Genomic DNA, 19,584 nt, shown 5'->3' with positions numbered 1-19,584 from the left:
GACGATCAAAGCGAGAGCGTCGCGACAGACCGACATTAGCATAATGAAATGCCGTTGCAATATCTGTGATTGAAATGCTTTTTTTGCCCGATGGCCGGTTAAATTCTTTGTTGCATTGAGATAAATGAAATGCAATTCTGAAATTAAGCCTTGGCTACTCGGCCGACGGCAACGAATAAATTCAATAAGCAACGTCAGTAGAGGTTTGTCACATGAGCATTGGATTCAGGGTGTTGGAGCGTGCGCGCAAGGTAGATGCCGAGTGGGTTGCACGTTACCGGGAGGTTCCAGTGGCGAACGTCAGCGACTCAATGAACCGCATGACGGCAGGTGGCGCCAAGGTGCGTCCGATGCATCGTGCAGGCGTATTGGCCGGCGCTGCGCTCACGGTCAAGGCTCGCCCGGGTGACAACCTGATGCTGCATTACGCCCTGGATATTGCAGAGCCGGGTGATGTGGTGGTGGTCGATGCGGGGGGCGACCTGTCCAATGCCCTGATCGGCGAAATGATGGTTGCTTACGCCATCAAGCGCGGTGTCGCGGGTATCGTGATCAATGGTGCAATTCGCGATTCGGCCGTCATCGGCGCAGGCGATTTTCCACTGTTCGCGGCAGGCATTTCACACCGCGGCCCTTACAAGGATGGCCCGGGCGAGATCAACGTGCCTATTGCTATCGATGGTATGGTGATCGAGCCGGGCGACCTGGTAATTGGCGATGACGATGGCCTCCTGTGTGTACCTTTCGATCAAGTCGGCGAAGTCTTTGATCGTGCGTCAGCCAAGCATGCTGCCGAGTGCAAGCAGATGGAGCAAATTGCCCAAGGCACCAATGATCGCACCTGGGTACTGGAGTCACTGAAGAAAAAAGGTTGCCTGCTACCCTGATGTGCCATTGAGGTGCGATGGGGCGGGCATTGCTGTTACTTGCTAATCAGGAGCAACGCCTTGCTGGACCCCATCATCACGCAACGCAGGAAGTGGCCCGCCTCCGTGAGAGCGCTGGCACATCGTAACTTTCAAATCTATTTTGCAGGACAAGCCGTTTCCACCCTGGGCAAGTGGGTCCAGCAGGTGGCGTTGTCCTGGTTGACCTATCACCTGACAGGGTCAGCTGTACTGCTTGGCACCATCACCTTCCTCACCCTGGCGCCTCAACTGCTGATAGGCCCTCTGGCGGGAGCCTGGACGGACAGGCACGACAAGCGTCGCCTGCTGATCATCGTACAGGCCATCCTCGCGCTACAGTCGCTGGCGCTCGCGATTCTTGCCTATGAGCAATGGATGAGTGGCTTGATCCTTGCGCTGATGGCATTGCTGCTCGGGTTGCTCAACGCAGTAGAAACGCCGCTTCGCCAGGCATTGATCGCAAGCTTTGTGCCTGATCCAGCAGACCTGCCGAATGCCCTTGTACTCAACGCCATGCTCATCAACGCCGCGCGCTTCGTCGGCCCACCGTTGGCCGGCGTCCTGATTGCCTCAGCGGGCGAAGCGGGCTGTTTTTTACTCACGGCTCTTGCGTTCATGTGCCTGTTGATAGGGCTGGTAAAAGTACGCACGACACCCAGCCCCAGAGCCAGTGGTTCAACCCGTGAAGTGTTCCGCGAAGGGTTGCGTTATCTCTGGAGAACCCTCGAAGTTCGGCGGTTGATGGTCAGTGTGGTGATCATCAACCTCCTTGCGTCGTGCTACACCGCATTGCTGCCGATTTTAGCCAAGACCGTTTATGCGGGGGATGCTCGTACGCTTGGCTGGCTGTGGGGCGCGGCGGGTTCCGGGGCGTTTCTTGCAACCATCCTATTGGCGGTCAGCGGTTCCGCGTCGAGGTTGCAGCATTTTATATTGGCCGGGGCGGTGTTATGCGCATTGGGTTTGCTGGGGCTGGCCATACCTACTCATCTGGTACTGGCATTACTGTGCCTGGCCGTGCTCGGGTTTGGGATCACCGTCAGTAACGTGAGCAGTAATATGCAACTGCAAAGTGGAGCGCCTGGCGCACTGCGTGGACGAGTGATCGCGTTCTACATCGCGCTACGCTTTGGCTTCGAGGCGATTGGCGGGCTGCTCGCCGGGTTGATCGCGGCTCAATGGGGAGTGTCCGTCACTCTCGCGATAGCCGGAGGGCTGTTAGGGGGGATTATCGTCGCTCGCGAAATCCTCGGCGGCAGGAGAAGCGCGTCATAGTGCATTCAAGCGTGCATTTAAAAAGGAGCGAAGGTTTCCTGGGTGGCCAGTTGAACTCGGTCACGACCGCCGGATTTGGCGGCGTACATGGCAGCGTCCACCCGCCGCATAAGGTCCTCGAAGGACTCAGGTGGTGCCCAAGTCGCCACGCCAAAACTGCAACTCACCTGGCCCGCTTCATCAAACGGGAGGGCGCTTATCAACAAGCGGAGCTTTTCTGCCAGTTTTCCTGCGTCGTTCAGTGCGCTGCTCGGGCATATGAGTGCGAATTCTTCTCCGCCCGTCCTGCATAACAGGTCGCTTTTACGTATTGCCGCACTGATCCGGGCGCACAGAAGCCGCAGGACTTTATCGCCGCACAGATGCCCCTTGCGGTCATTGATCAGTTTGAAGTGATCGATATCGAACATGATCAGCGATAACGGCTGGCGTTGAATATTGGCCTCCATGAGCAGGCGCGCCATGGATGTTTCAAAGTAACGTCGGTTGTACACGCCGGTGAGGTGGTCGGTAATGTTCATGGTCTGCAATTCTTGGGTGCGCTCGGCAACCAGGGAAAGCGCGCGGGTGCGTTGTGTGATCAGCAGGAACATCATCGCGGTCATCAACAGCGTCAACACGGCCCCAGATACAACAATCAGGCCGCTGGAAAACACGTGACTATTGGCCGCCGAAAACGCCGGGCCGGGCCGAAACTGCATGACGTAGGTATTGTCAGCGACGTTGAGCAGCCGCCGCTCGTAGAGTTCCGAATCGGCTGGCGGCGTTGAGCTTTGATAAATGTACTCACCGGCCGCTGCGTCAATCGTTGAGAGCGTCACGTTCAGCCTCAGCATGCTTGCCAATGGAATATTTTGTTCCATCAAGAACGCCAGGCGCACGGTGGAAACCACGTAGCCCTGCAGGCCATCGTCATGCTCGGGAATCGTGGCGTCTGGGCCGAACACGGGTGCAATAAAGAACACGCCGAACTGGCCACTGGACATTTTCAGCGGGTCCGACACGACCATTTGATGGCTCTCGCGAGCTCGGGTGAACAGCGCTTCACGATTCGGGTTGGCCATGACGTCGGTACCTGGGGTGATCTTTACATCATCCAGCGACAGCAGGTAGAGCAGTATCCAGTGTTCAGCTCGTTCAGTGAGGGGACGCGTTTGGCCGTTGAGGGGGTTGATCTCATGATAAGAAAAATCGCTGGTTCCGTTCAGCAGCGCTTCGGCGCGAAAGGACTCCAGATCCTTCTGCTGGATCCTCTGGACCCAGCCATAGGTTTCGCCTTCCTCAACCAGCGGCGTGACAAAGCCCATGAATTCTTTTTCAGTAACGTCGTCGGCGTTGATAAAGAACCGCTTGACGGTGTCCAGCTTTAAATCTTGCACACTGAAACGTCGCTGTACGCGACTGAAGCGCTCGTCAACTTCGAGTTTGAATGCAACGCTGGCGGTGCGCTGCTCTGTCCTTGTGTAAAAGGTCAGCACCAAGACTGTAACGGCAATGCCTGTCAGGCAGATCAGGGTGCAAAAGATCACGTCGGCAACTTTGAAACCACCCAAATGAAAACGCATCTTCTTTTTTGATCCTCAAGCGTCGACGGCAGAGCGTATAGGGGAGACGGCAGTATGCTGGCTATCGGCCCTTGCTCAAAATACTTAACGACTCGCCTGGAGAACGCCTTGGATTTGGGAACGGCGGTGAGCGGAGCAAACCGGTTTAGAATATTGGCGCAAGTTCCAGAGCGGCCCCGCCCCGATCAAACCATTTCTTCAACGCTTGCGGGCTTAGAGGCTGGGTGATCAAGTAGCCCTGCGCTTGTGTGCAGCCCCATTTGGCGATCAGGTGAAGAGTGCTTTGCGTTTCGACACCTTCGGCGACTACTCGGTAGCCCAACCCCCTGGCCAGTTCGATGAGTGTCTTGACCAGACGCTTATCTTTTTCATTGTGGGGGAGGTTGCCGATCAGTGATTGGTCGATCTTTACTGAGTTCACCGGCAGTTGACGTAAATAGGTCCAATTGCTGTAGCCCGTGCCAAAGTCATCGACCGAAATTTCTATTCCCAGATCTCGAGCTCTTTCGAGTTGGCGTACGACCTTCTCCGGATCGGACATGACCATACTTTCGGTAAATTCCAGCTCCAAGTCTTCAGGAGCAAGTTTGCCCGCCTGTAGGTAGCTTTCGATTTTATCCACGAACCTCGAGTTTTCGAGGTCACTGACCGTCACGTTCATCGCGACCCTTACCGCAAGCCCCTCGGCTCTCCATGCGCGCGACTGTTCGACTACTGCCTCCAGGACCCAGAAGGTGATGGACTGCATCAGTGCGGTCTTGCCTGCCAGGGGGATGAACTCTGCCGGACTGATCACGCCAAGTGTTGGATGCGTCCAGCGGATCAGTGCTTCAACGCTGTCGCATGTGCAGCCAGGTATGTTGATTTTAGGGTGGTAAACCAGACTGAATTGAGTGCTCGAGCGTACGGCCTCTGATAAGGAGCTAAGGAGCGTGAACGCGCGTTGCTGAGCGGCATCCAGTTGGGGCTGATACAGCGCCCACCCGATATTACGCACCCTCGCGTCGTCGGCAGTGCCGACGACAAGGCGCAGCCAGTCCTTCTCCTCCGGGCCTTGGATTGAAAGTACACCGATACCGGTCTGCATCAGGATCGGAATGCCCCGGCAGTCCACCGGTTCCTCGAAATTGGCAAGGATTTTCGCGCAGAGTTGCTCGATGGGAACATCACTCTTGAGCAGGAACCCAAAGCGTGTGGGGCTGATTTTGTACAGCAGGCAATGTTTGGGGATCAGGCGTTGAAGGCGTGATTTAACGCACAGCATCAACGCCTGCGCGAAACTGTAACCGAGTGCCTTGACTACATCATTCAAGAACTTCGGTGAAATCACATCAACCGCGTAAACGTGGTACGGCTCCGCGTTGGCGCGCGCCTGGCGGATATCTTCTTCCAACCGGAGGCGGTTGAATAACCCGGTCGGCTGATCTACATAGTTTCGGGAGCGCAAGCCCCTGATTTGCATCATCACCAGCTCAGAGAAATACGTCAGCATGGCTGCATCGCGCGAGCGCATCGGGGTTCTGGGGGCGGTATCTATGATGCACAGGCTACCGAGGGAGAAACCGTCATGGGTGAGCAGCGGGGCGCTTGCGTAGTAACGAATAAAAGGTGAGCCGGTCACTAACGGATTGTTCATGAAGCGCTCGTCCTCGTGAGCGTCCAGGATTTCCATGAACTCTCTGTCACGCAGAGAATAAGCGCAAAATGCGACATCCCGCGGTGTGGACCGTTCTTCTATCCCCACGCGCGCCCTGAACCACTGTTGGTGTTTTTCCACAATGGATATCAGCGCGATGGGCGCATTGAAGTACTCCGAGGTCATCGCAATTATTTTCTCGAAGACCTCATCCTCTTCATTGTCATGCGGGCACAAGTCCGCCACGCGTGCCAGGCGCTGTGTTTCATAATCCCTTTCTTGATCCAAAGCGTCCATGATCTCTCTCGTTTAGCCTGTGTCTGGCTGGAACAGTAGCAGATGGCTACTAGCCCCACGACTGCATTTATCTATCGCCTCTATAGCTCAACGCAGACGGAACCGGACACCGGAACAGGCTCAACTCATTTATGAAACCGGCGCCCCAGTGCATCCAGCCGCACCGCAATCGGTGGCAACTGCTGACTGCTCCTGGCCAGCGTTTCCACATCCAGCGCGGTGTTCTGCGCAATGTTCTGCACCGATTGCAGCCGTCCCACGATCTCCACATTCGCCGTGGATTGCTCTTGGGTGGTCGATACGATCCGCCCATTCAACTGATCAATCTGCGAGATATCGTTGCCCACCGCGCGTAGCATCTCGACTGCCAACTGGCTGTCTTCCACGCACCGTTCCACGCCTTGGCGGCTGTCGTGCATGGCCTGCGCCGCCCGCCGGCTGCCGTGTTGCAACCCCTCAATAATAGTCTTGATCTCCTGGGTGGACAGCGCCGTGCGCTGCGCCAGGTTACGAACCTCATCGGCGACGACGGCAAACCCACGGCCTTGCTCACCCGCACGGGCGGCTTCAATGGCGGCGTTGAGCGCCAGCAGGTTGGTCTGGTTGGCGATGCTGCTGATGACCTCCAGCACCGAGCCGATCTGTTCGGCTTGCACGGCCAGTTCCTGGACCGTCTCGTTGGTGTCGTGGAGGCGAGTGGCGAGTTGGGTTATTTCCTGTTGGGCCCGGCCAACGCTTTCCTGGCCGCGAATAACCTGCCGGCTGGCTTGAGCTGCGTGCTCGACGGCATGTTCCACATGCACGGCGATATGGCCCGTGGCGTCTTCCATGCGTTGCATGGAACCGGTCATTTGCACGATTTCCGCCAGCTGATGGCGTGCGCCGGTTTCCAGAGTGCCGCTGGCGTGGGCCAGTTCCTGGCCGAGTTGGCCGAGGCCGTGGGAGTCGCGGGCGACGCCATCGATCAGGCCGGTAATCTGCGCCAGGAAGTGATCGAAGCGGGTAGCCAGGGGCACGTGGGCTGTTTCCGCCTTACTCGTGGCGGATCCATCGTTGAACTGGGTGGTGACGGCCAGCATCTTTTCGAGCATTTCCTGGCTCTCTACCGCTTCGCGCTGGCTGTGCACGGCAAGGTAGAGCAGGGCGATCGTCTCCATGACCACGTATAACGCATGGACGAAGATCATGTTCCAGCCGCCGTGATGTTCCATCACAAATACCGGAAAGCCCTGGTGCTGCAAGGCATGAAACACCACGTGGTGCACCGCGATGGTCACCGCGGCCACCAGGATCGGCAGCCAGTCGCGGTAGACGGTCAGCACCGCCAGCAGCGCGAAGATACCGAAGTGCGATTCGATGACTCCCTGGGCCTGGTTGATGTGCAGCGCCGCCATGACCATCAGGCCAACGCCAAGCGCACAACGCATCAGGCGTGTGCCGCCGATGACCCGATAGGCCAAGGTCAGCACCACGCTGGTGCCGACACCCACGAACAGCGTTTGAAGCAACGTGTCGTGCCAAAACGCCAGGCCCAGCGAAAACAGGGCCATTAGCCAGATCACAGCGAGCATGATGCGGTCGGCTTTCTGGTAATGCTTGATGAAACGGGTTTGCGCAGGCATTCACTCGTACTCCATGTGGACAGGCCAGGGTCAGGCAAGCATGCGACGTGCCACAGAGGTAAGGTTCATACCGGAAAACTCACCTGCGATCCTTGAGTCGGTGTTGAGGCAACGTCGGTTGCCTGCTAAACCCTGATCGCCTGCGCCACTCCAGCACAGACACACCAAACCAGCGATGAAATGCCCGAGAAAAAGTGCTGACATCGGCGTAACCCAGCAGATGCGCCACTTGCGTCATGCTGATTGTCGGGATCTGCAGATAGTTGCATACCAATTGCTGGCGTGTCTCATCCAGCAACTGCTGAAAAGACGTGTTTTCCTGAGCCAGGTGGCGCTGCAAGGTTCTTGGGTTGACTGCCATGCAAACGGCCACTCTGTCGATCGTTGCACGTCCGCTGGGCAACAGGTTACGCAGCAATTGCCTGACGTAGCCAGGCATCGCGTCTGTCGACAAACGCTCTATACCCGATAGGTGTCGAGCAAGAATCTGATGTAATGCTTCGCTGGCACAATCCAGCGGTTGCGCCAGCACGCATGCGTCAAATAGCAGACCCGTGTGCGCTGCCGAGAAGATCGGTGTGATACCCAGTGCCTGGCGATAGACCGACTCATCTGCAAGAGGGCGATGACGCAGCATCACTGCCCGAGGTTGCCATTGATCTCCGGCCAGGGTCAGCATCAGTTTTAAACCCACTCCACATGCCAACTCTTCTGCTTGAGGCAATCCGCCAATCGACATCTCATCGGTTCGATAACTGAGTAACGCGACGCCGTCGACAACCTCCAGATCAACCTGTGCCGCGCCGTTGTACAGCGCGAAATTCGCACGCAGTTCGAGCAAGGCATCGCCGATGGTTCGAGCGTTGTGAATCAGGAAAAAAATATCTCCGAACACGTCGACCCCCTGATGCAGCCCGAACTCCAGGCCGAACAAGGCGTTATTCGAACGCTGCCGGCACAGCTCCAACAAGCCGCAATAGCGGTGGAAGGACAGGATATCTTCCGGGCGCTGTAGCGACATCAAAGGTACAGAGGCCAGTCGCAGCATCTGACTTGGGTCCAGCCCCTGATGCCGGGCGAATTGATCGAATCCTGTCAGGCTGATTGCCCGAATGAAGGGATTGGAAGCCATGTTTTTACCCCAGCGTGTGTTGCATGCGCTGTTTCCACTTTTGCGGGCTGACGCCGTTCCAGCGAGTGAAAGCGCGGGAAAAGCTGCTCAGGTCGGCGTAACCCAACAGGCTTGCCACCTGCGTCAGACTGATCGATGAGTCGCAAAGGTAGCGCACGGCCATCGCCTGTCGGGTATCGTCCAGCAACTCCTGGAATTGTGTGCCTTGTGCCCGCAGGTAGCGTTGCAGGGTGCGCTGGCTGATCATCATGTACTCGGCCATATCGCGAAGCGTGACCGGGCCATGGGCCAGTTCAGTGCGCAGGCGGTTTTGCACGTAGGACGGCAACTCTTGCAGGGTTACGCAGGCGAGTTCGTCGAGATGTTGTTGGGCCAATTGCTGACACCGGGTGTCTGTCGCTCCCAGGGGGATCGCCAGCAATGACTCATCAAAAACCCAGGCATTGACGGGACTGTCAAAGCGCGGGGGGATACCCAGCAGCGCACGATAGGCAACGCGGTGGGGCGGAGCACCGTGGCGCAATAGCAGAGCGCTCGGTTTCCAGGCGTGTCCCAAGAGTTCGCGGAGCAGACACGCGGCAATTCCCATCGCCAACTCCACCGTCTGACGTACCGAGACCAACGTTCCATCAGTGACATCGTACAAAAGCCGGGCGCTGCCGGCCTGACGTTCAAGGCTTAGCAGCGCGCCGTCGCTATGGATAGGGAAATAGCGTGTCAGCAGATTCAACGCCTCACCCACATTGGCTTTACTGCGCATGGCGTACAGCAGGGTACCCAGACTTTGCGTGCCCTGGTGCAAGCCGAACTGTAAGCCGAACAGAGGATTGTCCGAACGCACCGCACACAACTCGACCAAGGCATTGAACTGCGCGCCGGAAAGTTGAGCATCCAGCGGCTCTTCAGGCAGACCCATTTCGGCCAGTAGCGAGTTCGCATCGATGCCCTGACTGACAGCAAATGCCTTGAACCCCAACAGAGCAGCGCCACGGACAGTGGACATCAGATTGACCCTCCGAATGACGAGCCGTCTCTGGCCTGGGCGGCATTGGCACGATATGCAAAATTTCTGGCGCGATCTGCAAAGCTTTCACCCTGGTATCGAGACCAGACTCGAACCACCAATAACAAAAAACCTGCGTTCGGCCCCACGCTGGACGGTGGAGGTGTTCGATGCGTCGGTCTCTGTTCGCTTTGCTGGTAGTCGCACTGATTTCGGGGGCGCTGTATTTTCAGCCGCGCTCCGCTCACCACACTGTTGCTCATCATTCCAATCACCCACCGGTTGCCGGCATCAGCGATGCCTTCACACATTTCTGAGCACTACAGCGCACTTTCCTGTGCAGAGGCGTGCTCGCGGAACTCGCCACCAGAGAGCGCTCCGTGCAGGAACATTTGCTCAAGCGTGCGTGCCGAATCGGCGTTGGCAGCACGCCCGCGCTGCTCGGCATCCACCAGGCCGTAGATCAGCGTGATGAACAGCTCGGTAAATATCGCGGCGGTGATGTCGATGCGGAACAGCCCTTTTTGCTGACCTCTCAGGAAGAACCCATCCAGCGCCTCCAGGTAAAACTGCCAGCGTGTGTCGCCCCGTTCGAAGTCGAGAAAGTCAGGGCGGTATTGCGCCATCAGAAAGGCAAGCAGTTCGCGATGGGCAAGGTGCTCACGGATCAGTCGACGCAATGCGTCCAGTGGCTGCAGGTGCTGCAAACCGGCGCTGCGGATAATCATATTGAGCGTGCCTTCGGCATATTCCTCCAATCGCTGCCCCAGATTTTCCCGTGTTCCGCAGTAGCGGTGCAGGGTCGCCTTGCTCACGCCTGCCAATTGCGCCAGCTCTTTCATGGTCGCCCGCGGTCGGGTGACGACCGCCACGGTCAGCGACTTGAGCATTTGTTCATCATGGGAGTTCGGGGTCATCACCACGCCTCAAGCGATGTTTATACAAGAATCACACATTTCTCATGTGAGACAATGTTGACTCATTAGGGTTTGGAAAGTAGCATTCGCACCAAATTCAATCAAGCCTTGGGTGAGTTATGGGCAATTTGCGTGCAGTAGGGATGGCGGGCTCGCTGGCAGCAGCCATTGCGTTGGCCGGGTGTGGACCCGCGAATGAACAAGTGGATGTAGCCGAAGTGGCGCGCCCGGTAGAGGTGTTGGCGGTGAAGACGGAGCCTCTGGCACTGACTTCAGAACTGCCGGGCAGGGTGGAACCCGTGCGGGTCGCGGAAGTGCGCGCTCGTGTACCTGGCATCGTGATGCAAAAACGTTTTGAAGAGGGCGCCGACATCAAAGCCGGTGACCTGTTGTTCCAGATCGATCCGGCACCGCTCAAGGCGGCCTTGTCTCGCGCCGAGGGTGAACTGGCCCGTGCGCAATCCGTTGCACTTGAGGCACAGGCACGGGTCAAGCGCTATGAGCCCCTGGTGAAAATCGAGGCGGTCAGCCAACAGGATTTCGACAGCGCCATGGCGGACCTGCGCAGCGCTCAGGCAGCCACCCGCTCAGCCCAGGCTGATTTGCAAAGTGCCCGCCTGAACCTCAGTTATGCATCGGTGACTGCGCCGATTTCCGGTCGCGTAGGTCGTGCCCTGGTCACTGAGGGGGCCTTGGTCGGTCAAGGTGACGCCACCCTGATGGCGCGGATTCAGCAACTGGATCCGGTGTATGTCGACTTCACCCAGTCGGCTGCTGATGCACTGCGTCTGCGCGAATCGCTCAAGGGCGGAAAGCTCTCCGCTGACGACAACAAGGCGTTGTCGATTCGCATCGACGGCACCGCTTACGAGCGCCAGGGCGCGCTGATGTTTACTGATGTCGCCGTAGACCGTGGCACTGGCCAGGTGTCGCTGCGCGGCAAGTTCGCCAATACCGACGGCGTGCTGTTGCCTGGCATGTTCGTGCGCGTGCGCACACCACAAGGCACCGACAACCAAGCCATTCTTGTGCCGCAACGCTCGGTGCAACGCGGCAGCGATGGCGGTGCCCAGGTGTTGGTGGTCGGTGCCGACGACCGCGCCGAAGCACGCACTGTGGTAACCGGCGCGATGCAAGGTTCGCGCTGGCAGATCAGTGAGGGGCTGAAGGCTGGCGATAAGGTGATTGTCAGCGGCCTGAGCGGCCTGCAGCCGGGCGCCAAGGTCGTACCTGGGCAGCCCCAAGCGCAGGCTCAGTCGCCTGAGTCGAAACAGTAAGGGCGCTGTCGCCTCGAGGATATTCCGATGTCTCAGTTTTTCATCAAGCGCCCGAATTTCGCCTGGGTGGTGGCGTTGTTCATCTCTCTGGCCGGTCTGCTGGTCATCCCGATGCTGCCGGTGGCGCAGTATCCCAACGTAGCGCCGCCGCAAATCAAGGTGACGGCAACCTATCCGGGCGCCTCGGCGAAGGTGCTGGTGGACTCGGTCACCAGCGTGATCGAAGAGTCGCTCAATGGTGCCAAGAACCTGCTGTATTTCGAGTCGACCAACAACTCCAACGGTATTGCCGAGATTGCAGTGACGTTCCAGCCCGGAACGGATCCGCAACTCGCTCAGGTCGACGTGCAGAACCGCCTGAAAAAGGCTGAAGCCCGCATGCCGCAAGCAGTGCTCACCCAAGGCCTGGAGGTGGAACAGACCAGCGCCGGTTTCCTGCTGATCTATGCGCTCAACTATAAGGAAGGCACCCAGCACAGCGATACAACCGCGCTGGGCGACTATGCCGCGCGCAATATCAACAACGAACTGCGCCGGGTGCCGGGCGTCGGCAAGCTACAGTTCTTTTCCTCTGAAGCTGCGATGCGCATCTGGCTCGACCCGCAGAAACTGGTGGGTTATGGGTTGTCCATCGACGACGTAAGCGCTGCCATCCGCGGACAGAACGTGCAGGTACCGGCCGGCAGCTTCGGTAGTACGCCGACCAGCAGCCAGCAGGAACTGACAGCCACTTTGGCGGTGAAAGGGACCCTGGATAACCCAGAGGAGTTTGCGCGCATTGTCCTGCGTGCCAACGAGGACGGCTCGACGGTCAAGCTGAGCGATGTCGCCCGCGTGGAAATCGGTCAGGAGAGTTACAACTTCAACTCGCGCCTCAACGGCAGACCTGCGGTGGCGGCGGCCATCCAGTTGTCTCCCGGCGCCAACGCAATCCAGACCGCAACCGCGGTCAAGGAACGTCTCGCCGAACTGTCGGCGTACTTCCCGGATGACGTGGAGTATTCCGTCCCCTATGACACCTCGCGTTTCGTCGATGTCGCGATCGAGAAGGTGATTCATACCTTGATCGAAGCGATGGTGCTGGTGTTCCTGGTGATGTTCCTGTTCCTGCAGAACATCCGCTACACATTGATCCCATCGATTGTGGTACCGGTGTGTCTGTTGGGCACGCTGCTGATGATGTACGTGCTGGGCTTCTCCGTGAACATGATGACCATGTTCGGCATGGTGCTCGCGATCGGCATCCTGGTGGACGACGCCATTGTGGTGGTGGAGAACGTTGAACGGATCATGGCCGAGGAGGGGTTGTCTCCGGTCGACGCCACGGTGAAGGCCATGGGGCAGGTATCGGGCGCGATCATCGGTATCACCCTGGTGCTGTCGGCGGTGTTCATGCCACTGGCGTTCATGTCCGGGTCGGTGGGTGTGATCTATCAGCAGTTCTCGGTGTCGCTGGCGGTGTCGATTCTGTTCTCCGGTTTCCTGGCACTGACGTTCACCCCGGCGCTGTGCGCCACGCTGCTCAAGCCGATTCCACATGGCCACCATGAAAAGCGCGGCTTCTTCGGCGCCTTCAACCGTGGCTTCGCGAAGCTCACCGAGCGTTATTCGATCCTCAACAACGGGCTGGTGGCACGTGCTGGACGGATGATGTTGGTGTATGTGGGCATCATCGCCATGCTCGGCTACTTCTATCTGCGCCTGCCCGAGTCGTTCGTACCGGTGGAAGACCAGGGCTATATGATTGTCGACGTCCAGTTGCCACCAGGCGCGACCCGTACCCGCACCGAAGCGACCGGCGAGCAACTGGAGCGCTACCTCGCTTCCCGTGACGCGGTCCAGTCGACGTTCCTGGTCTCTGGCTTCAGCTTTTCCGGGATGGGCGACAACGCAGCGCTGGCATTCCCGGTGTTCAAGGACTGGTCGCTGCGTGGCGAAGATCAATCGGCCATGGCGGAAGTCACGGCGCTGAACGAGCAATTTGCTGTGACCAACGACGGCGCAGTGATGGCGGTACCGCCGCCACCGATTGACGGTCTGGGCAACTCCGGTGGTTTCGCGTTGCGCCTGCAGGATCGCGCGGGTCTGGGCCGTGAAGCGTTGCTCGCCGCCCGCGACCAGGTACTCGGTCAGGCCAACGGCAACCCGAAAATTCTCTACGCAATGATGGAAGGTCTGGCCGAGTCGCCGCAATTGCGGGTGGTGATCGACCGTGACCAGGCTCGCACCCTGGGTGTGAGTTTTGAATCGATCAGCAACGCTCTGTCTGCCGCGTTCGGTTCGCAGGTGATCAACGACTTCACCAACTCCGGCCGTCAGCAGCGCGTGGTGGTGCAGGCCGAGCAGGGCGAGCGGATGACTCCGGAAAGCGTGCTCAAGCTGTACGTGCACAACAACGCCGGCGATCTGGTGCCGCTCAGTGCTTTCGTCACCACCCATTGGGAGGAAGGTCCGGTGCAAGTGGTGCGCTACAACGGTTATCCGTCGGTGCGCATCGTTGGTGATGCGGGGGCGGGATACAGCACCGGTGAAGCCATGGCGGAAATGGAGCGAATCGCGGCGCAGTTGCCGGCCGGTTTCAGCTACGAGTGGACCGGTCTGTCGTATCAGGAGAAGGTCTCCAGCGGCCAGGCTACGCAACTGTTCGCGCTGGCAATCCTCGTGGTGTTCCTGTTGCTGGTGGCGCTTTATGAGAGCTGGGCGATTCCGTTGACCGTAATGCTGATCGTACCGATCGGCGCCATCGGTGCGGTCCTCGCGGTCATGGTCGCCGGCATGCCCAACGACGTGTACTTCAAGGTGGGGTTGATCACCATCATCGGTCTGGCCGCGAAGAACGCGATTCTGATTGTCGAGTTCGCCAAGGAACTCTGGGAGAAGGGTTACAGCCTGCGTGACGCCGCCATCGAGGCCGCACGCCTGCGCTTCCGGCCAATCGTGATGACTTCCATGGCCTTCATCCTCGGCGTGGTGCCGCTGGCATTGGCAACCGGAGCAGGGGCGGCGAGCCAGCGGGCAATCGGTACCGGTGTCATCGGTGGGATGCTCAGCGCGACGCTGCTGGGTGTGCTGTTCGTACCGATCTGTTTTGTCTGGGTGCTGTCGATGCTGCGCAGCAAGCCGGCTCCCATTGACCAACCTGCTTTGACTCAGGAGTGACTCATGCGTATTTCAGCTTTTTCTACGCTGGTGGTCGCCATGCTGCTGGGTGGCTGCTCATTGGCGCCCACTTATGAGCGGCCCGCTGCGCCGGTTGCCGATCACTGGATGGAAGGGTCGATGAAGCAGGGCAGTTCGATCAACCCGTTGGCGTGGGAGGCGTTCATCGTCGATCCCGACTTGCGTCGTCTGGTGTCGATCGCACTGGACAACAACCGTTCACTGCGCCAGACCCTTCTGGACATCGAGCAGGCCCGGGCCCAGTACCGCATCCAGCGGGCCGACCGGGTACCCGGTCTGAATGCCGGTGCATCCGGCAATCGTCAGCGCCTGCCGGCAGATCTGGCCAGCAACGGGCGGGCGGGGGTTGCCAGCAGCTATCAGGTCGGCCTGTCGCTGCCCGAGTACGAGCTGGATCTGTTTGGCCGGGTGAAGAGCCTCAGTGATTCCGCGCTGCAAGAGTACCTGGCCACCGAAGAGGCGGCTCGCGCCGCGCAGATCGCGCTGATCGCCGAAGTCAGCCAGGCTTACCTGGTTCACGACGGCGCCCAGCGTCGCCTGGATCTGACCCAGCAGACCCTGATCAGTCGCGAATACTCGTTCATGCTCATCAGCCAACGTCGTTCCAACGGCACAGCGACTGCCCTGGATTACCAGGAAGCGTTGGGGCTGGTAGAGCAATCGCGCGCAGAACAGGAAAGCAACCTGCGCCAGAAACAGCAGGCCTTCAATGCGCTGGTGTTGTTGCTCGGCAGCAAGGATGCCGCGAAGTCGATACCCGACAGGCTGTCTACGGAGCCGATGCTGGTTCAGGACATCGCACCTGACACCACCTCGACATTGATCGAACGCCGGCCCGACATCCTTGCCGCCGAGCATAGGCTACAGGCGCGCAATGCCGACATCGGTGCTGCACGGGCGGCATTCTTTCCGCGCATCAGCCTGACGGGCAGCTTTGGCACGTCCAGCGCACAAATGTCCGGTTTGTTCGACGGCGGCTCACGCTCCTGGAGTTTTGTGCCGAACCTTTCATTGCCTTTGTTTGATGCAGGCCGCAACAGTGCCGGGCTCAAGTTGGCGGAAGTCCGCAAAGACTCCGCGGTTGCGGCGTATGAGGGCACGATTCAGACGGCGTTTCGCGAGGTCGCCGACGCATTGGCCGCCACCGACACCTTGCGCCGGGAAGAGTCGGCACGACGCGCATTGGCTGACACCAGCAGCGAGAGCCTGAAGTTGGCCAAGGCACGTTATGAAGGTGGCATTGACAGTCACCTGCGTTACCTCGACGCCCAGCGTACCAACTTCGTCAACGAGACGACGTTTATCGAAGTCAGCACTCAGCGGCAGATCGCTCTGGTCGATCTGTTCCGTTCGTTGGGCGGAGGATGGTCAACGCAAAAAACCGTCAGGTAAAGCCTGGCAAGAGCTCTTTTGGTTGGCGCATCCAACCTTTTTGCCCCGTAGACCGAGAGGTCACGGGGCTTTTTTTTGCAGGAAATCCGAGTGAGGGTTACTGGGCACGCGTGGCACTGGCAGCGCCATGCAGGAACATCTGCTCCAGCACATTGGCCGAGTTGGCACTGGCCGCACGCCCACGGCGCTCGGCATCGACCATACCGAAGATCATGGTCAGGAACAGCTCGGTGAAAACGGCAGCGGTGACGTCGATGCGAAACACGCCCATCTGCTGGCCACGCAGAAAAAAAGCATCCAGGGCATCGGCGTAAGACTGCCAACGGTCGCCCTCACCATTAACCGTAAACGTGTCAGGGCGGTACTGAAAGAGCAGGAAAACCAGCATTTCACGATGAGCCAGGTGCTCATTGATCAGGCTGCGCAACGCCTGTCCTGGTTCACCGTGCAATAGATCGGTCGTGGTGGTGATCTGGTTCAACACCGTCTCACCATGGCTTTCCATTATTTGCACAAGGTTTTCACGGGTGCCGCAAAAGCGGTGCAGCGTGGCCTTGCTCACGCCAGCCGCCTCTGCGAGCTCCTTGAGCGTCGCCCGAGGGCGATCAACGATGGCCAGGGCCAACGCCTTGATGAGTCTTTCGTCTTGAGGAGTCAGGGACATCAGTCAGTCTCGATCGAATTTCAATGCCAGGAATTGTGCAGGAAAAGCTCAATACTGCAACGAAAACCGTAGAAATCAAGGAAGTTAGTTCATTTGAGACACTATCAGCTCAGTGCCCGATATTCACACCTGCCCACTGTGCCAGGCGCTTGACTGTCATGAACTGCAAAATACATGGCGCGATCTGCCAAGCTTTCGCAGCGGTCATTATCCAGAATCGAAACCTTCAATAACAAAAGACACTGCATTTGGCTCCCGCCGGATGACGGAGGTTTACGATGCGCTCTATTCTTTTTTCCTGCCTGGCCTTGACGCTTGTCTCCCTCGCCATCTACGCAATTCATAGTTTCTACTCATTGGGTTCCTACGGTGGTTTCAGCCCGGTGAGCTCAACTCTGACAGCGCAGCCGTATTCCGCTTATCCCGTTGCCAGCATTGGTGATGTTTTCCGCAATTTATAACAAACCGCCAATTCTCGACCTTCGAACACGCCATCTCAACACCCTGAAAATGCCTGCAAGGGACACCCCATGTGTGACCTGATCCATTACCGTGTCGAAGAAGGCCTGGCCCTGATCGGTCTGAACCGTGCGCCGGTCAACGCACTCGACCAGTCCCTGCGTGCCGCACTCATTGATGCCTGTGAGCGTGCCGCTACCGACACGACGGTAGCAGCGATGATTCTGTATGGTGTGCCGGGACTGTTCAGTGCCGGTGCCGATATCAAAGAATTCGGAACCGAAGCCTGCTTCGCCGAGCCTGACTTGCCGGGCATCCTGACGCGCCTGAGTGCCATTCATAAACCACTGATTGCTGCAATTGACACGCTTGCATTAGGAGGAGGGCTGGAGCTGGCGCTGGCCTGTGGTTACCGGATTGGAGCACCCGATGCGCGGGTAGGGCTGTCGGAAATCCATCTTGGCCTGATGCCCGGTGCCGGCGGAACGCAACGCCTGCCCAGGCTGATAGGCGCCGAATCGGCTTTGAACCTGATCTTGTCAGGTGAACAGATCGATGCCGAGCGAGCTCGTATGCTCGGCATCCTCGACCGTATTTCCTCCAGCACTGACCAGTTGCTGGAGGAAGCTCGGGCTTATGCCAATGAGCTGATCGACTGCTGTGCCCCGGCACGGCCCGCCGAAGCCTGGCCAAACCCCACCGAGGGTCTACCCGATGGTTTCCTGACGCGCTATCGCGCGGAGCATGAGCCCCGCTGGAAAAGCCGATTGGCGCCCAGGCTGGTGCTTTCAGCGTTGGAAGCCGCTTGCCTGTTGCCCATGGAAGAGGGATTGGTGCGCGAATTGACGCTGTTCAAGCAGGCTGAAGCGTCACGTCAGTCAAAAGCATTGCGGCACGTGTTCTTTGCAGAACAACAAGCGCGACGGACGCCCCGAAGTGAACCTGCCGATACTTCGCGCAAGATCAACAAGGTTGCCGTGATCGGTGCAGGCACCTTGGGCGGAGGTATCGCAATGAGCTTTGCCGATGTTGGCATTCCCGTGGCGCTGATGGACCTTGATGGGCGCACACTGGATCGTGGTCTCAAGCGAATTCGCGAGAACTATCAACTCAGCGTCAAACACGCAAAGCTGAGTAACGTACAGGTGCAGCAGCGCATGGAGCTGTTGTTTGGCACGCTCCACTACGCAGACCTCTCGGATGCCGACCTGATCATTGAGGCGGTATGCGAAAAGATGGAGAGCAAGCAACAGGTGTTCCTCGCGCTGGAAAATGTCTGCAAGCCGGGCGCCATTCTTGCGACTAACACGTCGTCGCTGGATATCGAAGCGCTTGCCAGGACCGTCTCCCGGCCACAGAACGTCATCGGCATGCATTTCTTCAGCCCGGCCAATGTGATGCGCCTGGTGGAAATTACCTCCTGCCAGGCCACAGCGGCGGGCGTGGTAACCGCTGTCGTGGACATCGCCAGGCGTATCGGCAAACTTCCGGTCATGTCCGGTAACAGCGCGGGCTCCATCGGCAATCGCATGCTCGAACCCTATGCCCGCGAAGCCCACCGACTTGTACTGGAAGGGGCGACGCCGGCGCGGGTTGATGCTGTGCTGACCAGTCTGGACTTGAATATGGGTGTATTCAGCATGCTGGATCTGGCAGGCATCGATGTGAGCTTTCTGATGCGCGACGCCAACCGGGAAGCCATTGCCCATGACCAGAGCTACTGCTGTCTCGCCGAGGAACTGTATGCCTTGGGGCGGTACGGGCAAAAGACCGGACGTGGCTTTTACCTCTACGAGGGACGCAGCCGTACCGAAGATCAGGAGGTCATCACGCTGGCCGAACAGCTTGCCCGTGAACTCAACATATCTCGGCGCAGCATCGAAGACCTGGAGATTCATGACCGTTGCCTGTTCGTGATGATCAACGAAGGCATTCAATTGCTGGATGAAGGTGTCGCACTGCGCGCGAGTGACATTGATCTGGTCTGGATCAACGGCTACGGCTTTCCCGCTCATCTCGGTGGCCCGATGCATTACGCCGAGCAATTGGGCTTGAACACGGTACTCAGCCGCATTCATCACTATCGCCGCTCGCTCGGCGAGTACGGTGATATGTGGTTTCGCCCGGCAGCGCTTCTGGAGCGACTGGTCGCCGCCGGCAGATCCCGCATCGAAAAAATCTGAAAATTCCCTTTCTCCGGAGGCGGGCAGGTCATGAGGGCGACCACGCATCAAACTCATGCCTGACCGGTTCCGGA

Annotated in this window: 14 protein-coding genes; 7 read left to right on the top strand and 7 right to left on the bottom strand. The window is 58.5% G+C overall.

What is annotated here, in order from left to right; genetic code table 11:
* Positions 1–212 precede the first annotated feature (212 nt).
* Positions 213–887: an RraA family protein gene (locus tag DK870_RS04680; protein WP_060753055.1), complete on the top strand. Its 675-nt coding sequence runs from the start codon at positions 213–215 to the stop codon at positions 885–887.
* Between the two features lie 105 nt (positions 888–992).
* Entirely contained in the window at positions 993–2,183 is a 1,191-nt protein-coding gene (locus DK870_RS04675; protein ID WP_161548171.1) for an MFS transporter, read from the top strand.
* A 17-nt stretch (positions 2,184–2,200) separates the two neighbouring features.
* Here DK870_RS04675 and DK870_RS04670 read toward each other — a convergent pair whose 3' ends face one another.
* From DK870_RS04670 to DK870_RS04645, 6 genes are all read right to left on the bottom strand, one after another.
* On the bottom strand, positions 2,201–3,748 hold the full coding sequence (locus tag DK870_RS04670; protein WP_161548098.1) for a diguanylate cyclase: 1,548 nt from the start codon (positions 3,746–3,748) through the stop codon (positions 2,201–2,203).
* A 145-nt stretch (positions 3,749–3,893) separates the two neighbouring features.
* A complete protein-coding gene (locus DK870_RS04665) occupies positions 3,894–5,681 on the bottom strand; it encodes a sensor domain-containing phosphodiesterase (protein WP_161548097.1) in 1,788 nt (595 codons plus the stop codon).
* Between the two features lie 125 nt (positions 5,682–5,806).
* Positions 5,807–7,303, bottom strand: a complete 1,497-nt coding sequence (locus DK870_RS29830; RefSeq protein ID WP_161548096.1) for a methyl-accepting chemotaxis protein — start codon at positions 7,301–7,303, stop codon at positions 5,807–5,809.
* Positions 7,304–7,382: 79 nt separating this feature from the next.
* Positions 7,383–8,435 (bottom strand): AraC family transcriptional regulator, encoded by a 1,053-nt coding sequence (locus tag DK870_RS04655; RefSeq protein ID WP_161548095.1) that lies wholly within the window; start codon positions 8,433–8,435, stop codon positions 7,383–7,385.
* A 4-nt stretch (positions 8,436–8,439) separates the two neighbouring features.
* Entirely contained in the window at positions 8,440–9,438 is a 999-nt protein-coding gene (locus DK870_RS04650; protein WP_234016646.1) for an AraC family transcriptional regulator, read from the bottom strand.
* A 320-nt stretch (positions 9,439–9,758) separates the two neighbouring features.
* On the bottom strand, positions 9,759–10,355 hold the full coding sequence (locus DK870_RS04645; RefSeq protein ID WP_126871080.1) for a TetR/AcrR family transcriptional regulator: 597 nt from the start codon (positions 10,353–10,355) through the stop codon (positions 9,759–9,761).
* Positions 10,356–10,474: 119 nt separating this feature from the next.
* On the opposite strand from DK870_RS04645, the gene DK870_RS04640 reads away from it, so the two are divergent.
* Genes DK870_RS04640 through DK870_RS04630 form a run of 3 tightly spaced genes read left to right on the top strand, consistent with a single transcriptional unit; the run spans position 10,475 to position 16,204 of the window.
* Entirely contained in the window at positions 10,475–11,632 is a 1,158-nt protein-coding gene (locus DK870_RS04640) for a MexC family multidrug efflux RND transporter periplasmic adaptor subunit (RefSeq protein WP_161548094.1), read from the top strand.
* 27 nt (positions 11,633–11,659) lie between these two features.
* Positions 11,660–14,791, top strand: a complete 3,132-nt coding sequence (locus DK870_RS04635) for an efflux RND transporter permease subunit (RefSeq protein WP_161548093.1) — start codon at positions 11,660–11,662, stop codon at positions 14,789–14,791.
* A gap of 3 nt (positions 14,792–14,794) precedes the next feature.
* Positions 14,795–16,204, top strand: coding sequence for an efflux transporter outer membrane subunit (locus tag DK870_RS04630; protein WP_161548092.1), 1,410 nt, complete (start codon positions 14,795–14,797; stop codon positions 16,202–16,204).
* A 97-nt stretch (positions 16,205–16,301) separates the two neighbouring features.
* Here the strand turns inward: DK870_RS04630 and DK870_RS04625 are convergent, their stop codons facing one another.
* Positions 16,302–16,868: a TetR/AcrR family transcriptional regulator gene (locus DK870_RS04625; protein WP_161548091.1), complete on the bottom strand. Its 567-nt coding sequence runs from the start codon at positions 16,866–16,868 to the stop codon at positions 16,302–16,304.
* 278 nt (positions 16,869–17,146) lie between these two features.
* On the opposite strand from DK870_RS04625, the gene DK870_RS04620 reads away from it, so the two are divergent.
* Positions 17,147–17,329 (top strand): hypothetical protein, encoded by a 183-nt coding sequence (locus DK870_RS04620; protein ID WP_161548090.1) that lies wholly within the window; start codon positions 17,147–17,149, stop codon positions 17,327–17,329.
* Between the two features lie 69 nt (positions 17,330–17,398).
* Positions 17,399–19,510, top strand: coding sequence for a 3-hydroxyacyl-CoA dehydrogenase NAD-binding domain-containing protein (locus DK870_RS04615; protein ID WP_161548089.1), 2,112 nt, complete (start codon positions 17,399–17,401; stop codon positions 19,508–19,510).
* Positions 19,511–19,584 lie beyond the last annotated feature (74 nt).

Origin of the sequence: Pseudomonas sp. Q1 (assembly GCF_009935975.1) — a bacterium.
Classification (GTDB): Bacteria; Pseudomonadota; Gammaproteobacteria; order Pseudomonadales; family Pseudomonadaceae; genus Aquipseudomonas; species Aquipseudomonas palleroniana.
This window is presented reverse-complemented; position numbering and strand designations above follow the sequence as displayed.

Excerpts from the sequence above, each read along its gene's own strand:
- DK870_RS04680 (WP_060753055.1), top strand. The coding sequence starts at position 213 with ATGAGCATTGGATTCAGGGTGTTGGAGCGTGCGCGCAAGGTAGATGCC.
- DK870_RS04670 (WP_161548098.1), bottom strand. The coding sequence starts at position 3,748 with ATGCGTTTTCATTTGGGTGGTTTCAAAGTTGCCGACGTGATCTTTTGC.
- DK870_RS04665 (WP_161548097.1), bottom strand. The coding sequence starts at position 5,681 with ATGGACGCTTTGGATCAAGAAAGGGATTATGAAACACAGCGCCTGGCA.
- DK870_RS29830 (WP_161548096.1), bottom strand. The coding sequence starts at position 7,303 with ATGCCTGCGCAAACCCGTTTCATCAAGCATTACCAGAAAGCCGACCGC.
- DK870_RS04655 (WP_161548095.1), bottom strand. The coding sequence starts at position 8,435 with ATGGCTTCCAATCCCTTCATTCGGGCAATCAGCCTGACAGGATTCGAT.
- DK870_RS04650 (WP_234016646.1), bottom strand. The coding sequence starts at position 9,438 with ATGTCCACTGTCCGTGGCGCTGCTCTGTTGGGGTTCAAGGCATTTGCT.
- DK870_RS04645 (WP_126871080.1), bottom strand. The coding sequence starts at position 10,355 with ATGACCCCGAACTCCCATGATGAACAAATGCTCAAGTCGCTGACCGTG.
- DK870_RS04640 (WP_161548094.1), top strand. The coding sequence starts at position 10,475 with ATGGGCAATTTGCGTGCAGTAGGGATGGCGGGCTCGCTGGCAGCAGCC.
- DK870_RS04635 (WP_161548093.1), top strand. The coding sequence starts at position 11,660 with ATGTCTCAGTTTTTCATCAAGCGCCCGAATTTCGCCTGGGTGGTGGCG.
- DK870_RS04630 (WP_161548092.1), top strand. The coding sequence starts at position 14,795 with ATGCGTATTTCAGCTTTTTCTACGCTGGTGGTCGCCATGCTGCTGGGT.
- DK870_RS04625 (WP_161548091.1), bottom strand. The coding sequence starts at position 16,868 with ATGTCCCTGACTCCTCAAGACGAAAGACTCATCAAGGCGTTGGCCCTG.
- DK870_RS04620 (WP_161548090.1), top strand. The coding sequence starts at position 17,147 with ATGCGCTCTATTCTTTTTTCCTGCCTGGCCTTGACGCTTGTCTCCCTC.
- DK870_RS04615 (WP_161548089.1), top strand. The coding sequence starts at position 17,399 with ATGTGTGACCTGATCCATTACCGTGTCGAAGAAGGCCTGGCCCTGATC.